This is a genomic window from Spartinivicinus poritis (genome assembly GCF_028858535.1).
Classification (GTDB): domain Bacteria; phylum Pseudomonadota; class Gammaproteobacteria; order Pseudomonadales; family Zooshikellaceae; genus Spartinivicinus; species Spartinivicinus poritis.
In genome coordinates this window covers 1-9872 of sequence record NZ_JAPMOU010000088.1, presented here as the reverse complement: position 1 = coordinate 9872, position 9872 = coordinate 1, and the positions used below count along the sequence as shown (strand labels likewise).

Here is a 9872-nt window from a genome sequence, read left to right as displayed (position 1 = left end):
TTGTCAACAGACTATAGAGCGATAGCCCTACCTCAATTGGTGTATTATATTCTCCCCCTAGGAATCCATATAGAGCCAAAAGTTTTAGTGTTGCGTTAATTTACGTTTAGTTTGTACTCATATAACTCAGGATTGAGTCTCTGGTTTCCATGTAATGATACATATTCAGCACGAAATTTTTCATAGAATGAAGGAAGTCCTCCAGAATACATTTGGAACCAAGGAACTGTAGCTTGTTGATAGGCTGCATTAACTTCTGACGTGATTGCAGACCCACCATCTCTTGCAACTACCGTAGCAACATGAAAATTAGTAAGCCCTTTTTCCACTTCTCGAGTCACATCCCACGGAGCCAAGACACGCTGTCTCCTTTGTAGTCTCTGGCCGCCACGATGATTGAACTTTATGTAATACGCTTTGCCTACCTGAGGGGTATGTGTGTGGGCAACTAACTCTTCCTTGAAGCCCATTTTGGCCCAATTAGGCATATTACTTTTCATCAAAGAACGGGCATAATGGCCACAGTCAACTCCATAGTTAGTCATTAGGTTATGGTTTCCAGTTCTATCGTTAGAAAGATCGCTGTTTCGATATGCCACTGGGTGAGGCCATATATTTGTCAATGTACGTGAAAATCTTACACTTGGTTGTGGAGGAGGGGCCTGTTGGGTAGCATACAGTTGCAAAGCATTATATGTGTTCAATCTATAATTACCATATTCGCTTATTAAATAATTATTACGATTTATTGATGTTAGATATAGTGGACTGTATAACCTTGTACTGCTGCTGGTTGTAAGACTGTCATGCTCTTGTGGCTGATTGAGGTTACGCCTCCCTCCTCCTATTGCTAGGTTATTATTTTGATTAACTTTATGTCTTGCCTCAGTCATAGTCATTGCTGTAGTGGCCTAATAAATTACGTACTAGTTAATCTGGCAATAGAGCCCAATGGTTGCCAACCGATCTCAGGGGGGGGCTATGGCTAGGTACCGAATAACCACGCTGTGCAAATTAATGTGCTGCCAGTGGCGTACGTACAATCTGAATGACGAGACGTTAGCTCCAACTGCCCTTAAATCCAAAGAGCCTAGCTGATTAGGGGACAGCGTTTGCCCATTTATATCCACACTGGACACCAACATCGCAATGATGAACGGAGGGTGAGTAAACGCAGGATTGAATGATACACTTCCCACACTCAGGGTGCGGTGAGTCGAGACTGGGCTCACTAAAACGGTCTGCGATTGAATCGTGCGGACCTCGGTATGAGGTGGGAAAGAAATAATGTCTGGTGAGATAGTGTTATTTGGTAAGGTGCCAAATATGTGAGACGCGTGAATAGCAGGTAGAGGGCTTGGGGGTTCGGCACCTGGGGTGGGGTTAGTGTTCGGAGTACGTAACCAAAGGTCCAGGGCGCTGTGTGTGAAAATGTAATTCTGAGGAAAATTGTTCGGGTCGGTACTGCTGGTTGTAGGGTTTGCTTTTGATACAAGTAACCGGGAGGGCGGGGCATGGATAGCATCATCAGAGTGGTTTAACAGCAGTCGTCCAGCTCGAATACCTGGCTCGCTTTGATCTTCGATCTCGAGGGAGTTAGGCACCCTCTCATACAATTTTGCGCTATGCAATTCCTTGATCTGGGCATCGGATATACTGGAGTCAGCAATTTTAGAACCTGATACAGACTTAATATGAGAGTCTACGATTTGTAAATTCTTAATATGGTTTGAGCATATCGCGCCGTCTTGGATACGATCACCATTAAGGCTTGGTAACCGCTCAGCATCGAATTGCCCAGATATGATTTTCGATGCATGAAGCCCTGGTATGCGGTGAGAGCTAAACTGTCCTGAGTTGATCTTATTTGCTGATAAACCTGGTATTTGGTTCGGGCGAAATTGACCGGAACCTATTTTATTTGCACTGAGGCTTGGAATTCTATCTATATTGAACTCCCCTGAGGTAATTGTATCAGCGGATAATGAGGGAATACGGTCAGTGTCTAACAAACCAGAGTCAATTTTAGAAGCGTCAATTGGGGGGATTTGATCAGGTCCAAAAGTTCCTCTAAGTTTTAAGCTTTGCGGTTGAGCAAATGAATCATCATCGTTGCTTCGATTATCACCGATCTCTGCCTTACCAATGCCGCACACTTTTTCAGCAACCACTAAGCTTTCATCACGCGCTAGTTTTTCGGCAATACCAAATAAGGTGTCGTCACAAGGGTTACAAGTATCAAAACTTATTGTATTACTGTTTGTAGTATTGCTACCCATTATCCATAGACTCTTTAATTCTTGGTAATCTATTACTTAGTAAAATGTATGGATAAGAGGACGACAAATAGCAAGCTATAATTAATACGCAGAGAGTGTAAGTTTGCAGTGTGAGATAACCTATAAGTGTTATTCCATAAAATAGTTAATATGGTTAGTTGCTGCTTGATGACTGAAGTGTTGAATACTAGTTATGTTTTTAATGACGTATAAATTTGTGAAACGAACAGCTGTTGTCGTATGTGAAGATAAGAGGGCGATTGCCTTATAGTAATAAATTAATGACTGTAATGTAAGTGTTTAAGGCTATTTACGAATATGCATCCTTTTAGTAAGGGTGAGCTTAATAGTATATTAAAAATAGTATCCATATTGGGGGTGTTTAGTTGAATTAATAGTTTCCATAAAAAATTAAGAAAAAATGGACTAAATTTTAATTGATAAACTCCAAAATAGATAAGTATGGAAGACCTAGACCTATTGTGTATTAATATGATCACAACAAAAGACCATACACTCATCGTGTAGTCAATTAATGACATAGTAGTCATATATTGCTAGTCTGAAAAATACATCAAATAACACCTGGACTGGCGTTATTTGATGTAAATTTTACTGTTAGACCTACCATCTAAATCCATGGTTCTATTTATATGTTGGCTGGTAGAGAGCAACAGGCTACAGAAGTAGAAAAGAATAATTTGGACGAGGGTGGATAGCTAATTTAGCACAAAAAGGAGAATTACATGACCGAATGCAGTTGTGATCATGATAAAGTAAAATACTATTACGACAACCAGGGTGACAAGGGTTGTTATCCCCCTAAACCTCGGAAGGATCCATGTTGTAAACCTTGCCTTGTAGTTAATTTCAGAAAATTCGTCGCAAATAACGGTGAGTTATGCGTAACTCCAAATTTACGTTTTGGGCCACTCACCGTGAAGAACGTATATGGAAAGGCTCGCATTTTAGGTCCAAGTCATCCAGATAATATTACGCCAGCTGGAGGCTTGAAGCTTGAGAATGCTTATCTCAATTTCTATATCCCCAATTGGAAGCAGAACCTTTTAGGTAAGTTTACAGGTCCAAGTGTTTGTGGTGAAAGGTGGCACTGGATTAAAATCTGTCTTTATGACTTACAGCAAGATGACTATAACTCGAGGTACGAAGAAGAAGAGGGAGATCCAATCGTTGACCCACCCCCTAACCCTATACATATTGTTTTTCCGAAGGGGCGCGAGAAGTTATGTATCTATGTCAAAGGAACTTATCAGATTGAGACTCTTGAGTTGTTCAAGGTCTGTTAGGTAGTACAGAAATACCTTGAATAAAGGGAAGAGGGTGCTTGAGCGGTATTGATGTAGTTTAAAAATAGCTTTATCAAGTAGCACCCGTTCAGGAAATGAAACGAAGAGCCAGGCTTTTTAAAGATGGATAAATCTTCCTTGAATACTTGGGGAAATGTATTCGTATACTAAATAACAGCAATGTTTTTTTATGGAAAATGAGGTGAGTTGCGGGTGCTGAATCAATGTCAAACGATAACCTGGAAACGGGAATAATCATTGCCCAACTGCTTATCAAAAATGGCTTAATAGATGAAGCACAACTAAAGTACGTTACGCGTATTCGTGAGAAACTAGTTGAAGAAAAAACTTTGTTAAATACGATGTTAGAGCTAGGTTATTTTGATAAAGACCAGCTAAAGACTGTATTGGTTAAAAGTAAAATAAATGTACCTATTGGAGAACTTTTGGTAGAACTTGGGGATATAACGCTATCTGAATTGAAGATGGCAATGAAAATACAAAATAATAATAAAGAAAAGAAGATAGGTTCAATATTAGTAGAGCGTTACTATATCAAAGAAGAACGACTTATTGAGGTTCTGTCAACGCAGTTGGATTGCCCAAAAATCGACTTTGAAATTGATACGATTGATAAATCTCTGATTGGATCTATTCAATTTAACTGGTATGAGCTTTATCAATTTATACCTGTTTTTCGTAAAGATAATAAGGTCTATGTTGCTTGTATTGACCCTCTAGATAAGGAAGTGAAGCGAATTGCCGAAATGGCTTTAAAATGTGAAGTTGTTTTAGGCATATCTAGTCAAAGACTAATCAAAGATGTCATTAAGAAGCTTAAGAAAAGCGATAAGCCACCCATCTCTAGTAGTAATAATTTAGATGAAAATATAATTCATATTGTTGAGGATATATTTAAAAAAGCAATAGAGACCCATACAAGTGATATTCATATTGAACCAACAAATAATTATTCTAGGGTAAGTTTTAGGAGGCACGGAGTTTTATTTATTTACAAAGAGTTTGATAAGTCAATTCATGCGGCTGTTATTACCCGCTTAAAAGTGCTCGGGAAAGCTGATATTGCGGAACGTAGACGGCATCAAGATGGCAAAATCGAATATCAAGATGCATCTGGACGGTTGTTTGATATACGCTGCTCGTTTTATATATCTATTCATGGTGAGAAGGCCTGCTTACGCTTATTGAATCGTAAAACAACATTCTTGAACTTAGATTCTATTGGCATGGTACCTAGTGTGTTGGAACGATTTAAATTGGAGGCACTCAGTATTCCTACAGGGGTGGTATTAATCACAGGCCCCACTAACTCAGGCAAAACAACAACCTTGTACTCTTGTATTGATTACCTAAATAACACAGAAACGAGCATTATTACTGCAGAAGACCCAGTTGAATATATTATTGATGGGATCACACAGTGCGCTCTTAATCCTAAAATTGATCTTACCTTTGCAGACACATTGAGACATATGGTCAGGCAAGATCCCGATGTCATTGTTTTAGGTGAAATCAGAGATAAACAATCCACTGAAGCAGCCATTCAGGCTGCATTAACCGGGCATAAGGTACTAACTACTTTCCATACAGCAGACACGATTGGTGGTTTGTTACGCTTGATGAATATGAATATAGAAACATTTTTAATTAGTACAACAGTTGTTTCTGTACTAGCACAACGTTTGTTAAGGCGAGTTTGTGGTGCTTGTGCGGAGCATTATAAACCAAGCACCCTTGAAATTCAGCAACTGAGTTTGCATTCTGACTCTTTAAAGGAAGCAGGATTTAAGTACGGCGCTGGTTGTGAAAAATGCCATTACACGGGTTATGATGGGCGAGTCAGTGTTTTTGAGTTATTGGTATTAAATGAAAGAGTAAAAGATGCCATTTTAACCAAACAATCATCCTATGACATAAGGCGCATTAGTATAGAAACCTCTGGTTTAATAACACTACTCGAAGATGGTATTGAGAAAGCCTGTAATGGGGTGACTACCCTATCAGAGGTGCTTCGGATGTTACCTCGATCAGACAGGCCACGACCTTTAGAAGAAATTAAACGACTTTGCAACAGTCATTATTATGGCTAGTGGTGAATATAGAATGTCAGTAAAAATATAAGGAAGTAGGAAAAAATGAATACTAGTGAATCCATTACGGACCTAATTGAAGTGAAGGTTTATGCTCAAGATTTTAAGCTGCCAGTATTTAACAGAGTGGCACTTGAGCTACAACAGTCAATAACCTCTGGCATCAGCATGGAGCAGGCTGAAAAGCTTATTTTAAAGGATCAAGCCATTGCCAGTGAAATATTAAAGCTAGCGAATTCAGCTTTTTTTTCTGGTTTAGCAAAAATTGAGAGTATTCAACAAGCCCTAGTTAGACTGGGTGTGGAAATGGTATTAAGTATAATCATGCTTGTATCGCAAAAGCAGGCTTTTCAGGCAAAAAGTGTGTTTATTCATTCGGTGATGCAAGAGTTGTGGCAACATGCATCTGTGTCGGCCGGGGGGTGCCGTTGGATGGCAATTAACTGTGGTCATACTGTACTTAAGGAAAAGGCCTTTTTAGCGGGCTTGCTTCATGACCTTGGGAGTTTAGTGTTACTTAAGGTATTAGATGAACTACTACAGGAGAAGTCTGATTTACCAATGACTGAGGCGGTTATACATGAGCTTATCGCTACCTTGCATATGGATTACGGTTATCAAGTGATGCATAGCTGGGGGTTTCCCAAAATATATTGTAGTATTGCTCGTGATCATCATAAAGAGTCTCAAGATGAAAATAACATATTATTACACATTGTCCGTCTAGTAGATGCCGCTTGTATTAAGTTGAGCATAGGTATGGATACAAATCCTGATATGGTTTTGGAGTTGTTACCAGAAGCTCAAGTGCTTGGTATGAAAGCGATTCAGTTGGCTGAACTGGAAGTGCAATTAGAGGACTTGTTGGCACAACTGACATGAGAGTTGGGGTGGTTCATGAGGAAAATAGTATTTTTTATAACAGCTATAATAAGGGCAGATAGATGGTAAGTTGGTTTTATGTAAACGTCGTAGGCACTTAACTCGAATATTTCATCAGACCACAGGAAATTTCCATGTAGCCCAATGAGGCCATGCTCTTCAGTATTTTTACTTCTGCTACAGTCTGTATCCAAGCCTATTTACTACACTTCTGAATATTCTGCCATTATATTTTGCTATATTTACCTCGAGCTTTGAAACCAGCAAAGCCTGTCAAAAAAGAAAGCAAACTGCTTATTTATAATACCTGGTATTTTTGATACCCAGAAACCACTGTTGGGTCGTTTCTGGGAAAATTTACACTGTTATTAAAATGCAATAAATGTCGTATATTTTTACACCCGGCATTAACAGCATTGTAAGTGGGCGATCCAGTATAAACAAACTTTCCAAAGCAGGGGATCATTGTTGGCGCTAGTGGGATTCACTTCATATGATCCCGAAATACGAAAGCCAGTAAGCTCTACCTCAACTATGTAAAGGCTCTGTGCTGTAAACTGGACTTCTAGCTCTTTGGGGCCCACACCGAGACTGAAAACAACGTTTGGTTTAGCTGGGAGGGGGACGGGGTAGGGCACCAGAATTCCAAGATGCGGGAGGACTACACTACCTGTGGCGTGACCTAGATCGTATTTACCACTTAAAATAATAGGGGTGTCGCAGTTGCAGGGGGGAGGGTTACACGGATCTACGCAGCCTTGATTTTGATTTTGGTGATGCTGGCCCATTTATTTATCTCCTAAAACTAGAACGATTAAAAAGCCATATGCTTCGGTGGGGGTGCGAGTTTGCACACGATATGTCTCCATATCGTTGGGCTTGCATTTGGCCTACTTTGGTTGCGCTTGATAGCTGGAAATAAGAGTAAACAATTAAATAGTTTTAGTTAATGTGGTGTGTATATTTTTATATGAATTAATTAAATCTATCAATCGTTAAATCACTTATCCAGTGAAGCGTAAGATAATTATAAATAGAAATGACTAATAGGTCAGATATTAGTTACACCGCTAGTGTATTGTTAGTGGAAACTGAAATATTGCATCAATAGTGTGTTGGCATAAAATAAGTCAGTCGATGTACAGACTATGCACGCAATATTATCTGTAAATAACTACACTTTTCGGACAAACCTAGCTATAGCCACAACCGCCTGCTGAAAGGCAGTAAGTTAGAAAGTTTTAGTATTGGTGCATATAACAGCTTGTGACAGCAGAGCGAAAGTGGTTTCTCAATAAAATTTGTGATTGAGGGTTTTAAAAAAGCCCTGGCAAGGGTATGTCAAAGAGGGAGAATGGATTAAAGCCAGTATTGAGCTGGATATCAGTGATTTAGCCATCGAGTTTATTGAACAAATCGGCTTTATTAGAAGGAATCACTGTTAAATCAAAGCTCAACACTGATCGAAGATTTTCATACACGGGAGCTTGGGGTTAGCAGCACTGCAAGTGGGCGATCCAGTATAAGCAAACTTTCCAAAGCAGGGGGTCATTTTGAGCTGAACTAGTATCCACCGTGTATGATCCCGAAATACGAAAGCCAGTAAGCTCTACCTCAACTATGTAAAGGCTCTGTGCTGTAAATTGGACTTCTAGTTCTTTGGGACCCACACCGAGACTGAATACAACATTTGGTTTAGCAGGGAGGGGGATGGGATAGGGCACCAGAATTCCAAGATTTGGGAGGACTACCTGGTTATCTGCGTGACCTAGATCGTATTTACCACTTAAAATAATAGGGGTGTCGCGGTCGCCACAGGGCGAGGGTGGATTGCATGGATCTATGTTGCCTTGATTTTGGTTATGTTGACTCATTTATTTATCTCCTAAAACTAGAACGATTAAAAACCACATGCTCCAGTGGGGGAGCATGAGTTTACACACGATATGTCTCCATATCATTGAGCTTGCAATCTTACTTTAGTTGCACTTGATAGCTGGAAATAAGGAGAAACAATTGAATAGTTACTAGTTAATATTGTGTACATGTTTTTATATTAACTAATAAAATCTATTAATTATTAAATTCTTATTCTAAAAAATACTAGAGAACACCCAGCTTACATAGTTGCATTGATAAAGTGTTAACCTCTTAACACAGGCTCATCATTTTTGAGGCCATCCTCTTTCTGGAGCTAAATTTTATTTATCTTTAAGCCCAGTGAAGTGTAAAATAATTATAAATAGGAATAACTGAAAGTCATATATTAGTTACACTGTTAGTGTACTATTGTTAGAATGTCAGTACTAGCTTATTAGTAGCAACCGAAAAAATGATGTATAAAAGTTTTGTCTATTTTTAAAAAATAAGACCAAACTTATAACGATTAATAAAAATTCAAATGATTGAATTATGCATCTTTTCTATTTTTAAAAAGTACCTTTCCAAAGTGATTATCAATGGCATGCCATAACCATCATCGGTTGTTTGTACCTCCAACAAAGCTCCTATTCTTGAGGCTATCAAGTTTCTCAAGTAACCCACGATTGTTTGTAGATAAGATGCTTTTTACTGTAACAACTACAGTATTTTGAGTAATATCTAATACTCTAATTGAGTCTTTACAGACAACATAATTTTATACGACGGAGTTGTGCAACGAGAGGGGGATTTACATGTTATAGTCCAGGATAAAAGACGTTCTTCATTTAAGGTTAAAATCAGACCCTAAGAAGATGAGCCAAAAGCTACCCAATAGACTATCGCTGACCAAATCATCGGTGGGTTGCCAGTAACACGAAGTTCATAAGAACCACTCAACAAAAAACCTGACTGGGTAATGTTCGAAAGGTGTAGATTAACCTCGGAGACGGTGATAGGTATTTGCGGAGGGCAAACAACTAGTGTGATGACGACATGAGGTGGAGCAAAAAACCGGGAGCTGAACGGAACAAAAACACCTAAATCAGGAAAAACGATAGTACCGGACCCTTGACCAAGGTTGAATGTACCACTTTGGACTTTGGGGCGCACACTACTAGTGTCATAAACCACGGGAAACTGAGGAGAGCTGTTAGAGAGTTGTCTATAAGTCACTTCTTGTTGGTGTTGCATACCTATGACCACTTTTTTATATACTTCAACTAAAAATAGCTCTTTATGCAAGTGGGTCAACCAGTAGTTGAGTCATGGCTGGAAGGCTAAGTTTAAACTAGGTTATACCAATCCTGTTTATTAGCTTGTTAAAACAGCCCAGCCCCTGGAGCACAAGCTTTTAATGTTATTTTTCTTAT

At 39.1% G+C, this 9872-nt stretch carries 7 protein-coding genes; 4 read left to right on the top strand and 3 right to left on the bottom strand.

From position 1 onward, the window contains the following. Positions 1 to 95: 95 nt before the first annotated feature. Positions 96 to 704 carry a hypothetical protein gene (locus ORQ98_RS27935; RefSeq protein WP_274692120.1) on the bottom strand — a complete coding sequence of 203 codons (609 nt, stop codon included), beginning with the start codon at positions 702 to 704 and terminating at the stop codon, positions 96 to 98. Positions 705 to 968: 264 nt separating this feature from the next. Then, a complete protein-coding gene (locus tag ORQ98_RS27930; RefSeq protein ID WP_274692119.1) occupies positions 969 to 2279 on the bottom strand; it encodes a hypothetical protein in 1311 nt (436 codons plus the stop codon). 746 nt (positions 2280 to 3025) lie between these two features. Between ORQ98_RS27930 and ORQ98_RS27925 the strand changes: the two genes are divergently transcribed. The 4 genes from ORQ98_RS27925 to ORQ98_RS27910 all read left to right on the top strand — a co-directional run bounded on the left by ORQ98_RS27925 (position 3026) and on the right by ORQ98_RS27910 (position 8024). Further along, a complete protein-coding gene (locus tag ORQ98_RS27925; RefSeq protein ID WP_274692118.1) occupies positions 3026 to 3586 on the top strand; it encodes a hypothetical protein in 561 nt (186 codons plus the stop codon). Between the two features lie 224 nt (positions 3587 to 3810). Further along, a complete protein-coding gene (locus ORQ98_RS27920) occupies positions 3811 to 5697 on the top strand; it encodes a GspE/PulE family protein (RefSeq protein WP_274692117.1) in 1887 nt (628 codons plus the stop codon). Between the two features lie 45 nt (positions 5698 to 5742). Then, positions 5743 to 6579: an HDOD domain-containing protein gene (locus tag ORQ98_RS27915; protein ID WP_274692116.1), complete on the top strand. Its 837-nt coding sequence runs from the start codon at positions 5743 to 5745 to the stop codon at positions 6577 to 6579. A gap of 1307 nt (positions 6580 to 7886) precedes the next feature. Continuing rightward, on the top strand, positions 7887 to 8024 hold the full coding sequence (locus tag ORQ98_RS27910) for a hypothetical protein (RefSeq protein ID WP_274692115.1): 138 nt from the start codon (positions 7887 to 7889) through the stop codon (positions 8022 to 8024). Positions 8025 to 9306: 1282 nt separating this feature from the next. On the opposite strand, the gene ORQ98_RS27905 is transcribed toward ORQ98_RS27910, so the two are convergent. Further along, positions 9307 to 9693, bottom strand: a complete 387-nt coding sequence (locus ORQ98_RS27905; RefSeq protein ID WP_274692114.1) for a hypothetical protein — start codon at positions 9691 to 9693, stop codon at positions 9307 to 9309. Positions 9694 to 9872: the final 179 nt, after the last annotated feature.

Coding starts and splice junctions, on each gene's coding strand:
- ORQ98_RS27920 (WP_274692117.1), top strand. CDS start 3,811: ATGTCAAACGATAACCTGGAAACGGGAATAATCATTGCCCAACTGCTT.
- ORQ98_RS27930 (WP_274692119.1), bottom strand. CDS start 2,279: ATGGGTAGCAATACTACAAACAGTAATACAATAAGTTTTGATACTTGT.
- ORQ98_RS27925 (WP_274692118.1), top strand. CDS start 3,026: ATGACCGAATGCAGTTGTGATCATGATAAAGTAAAATACTATTACGAC.
- ORQ98_RS27915 (WP_274692116.1), top strand. CDS start 5,743: ATGAATACTAGTGAATCCATTACGGACCTAATTGAAGTGAAGGTTTAT.
- ORQ98_RS27905 (WP_274692114.1), bottom strand. CDS start 9,693: ATGCAACACCAACAAGAAGTGACTTATAGACAACTCTCTAACAGCTCT.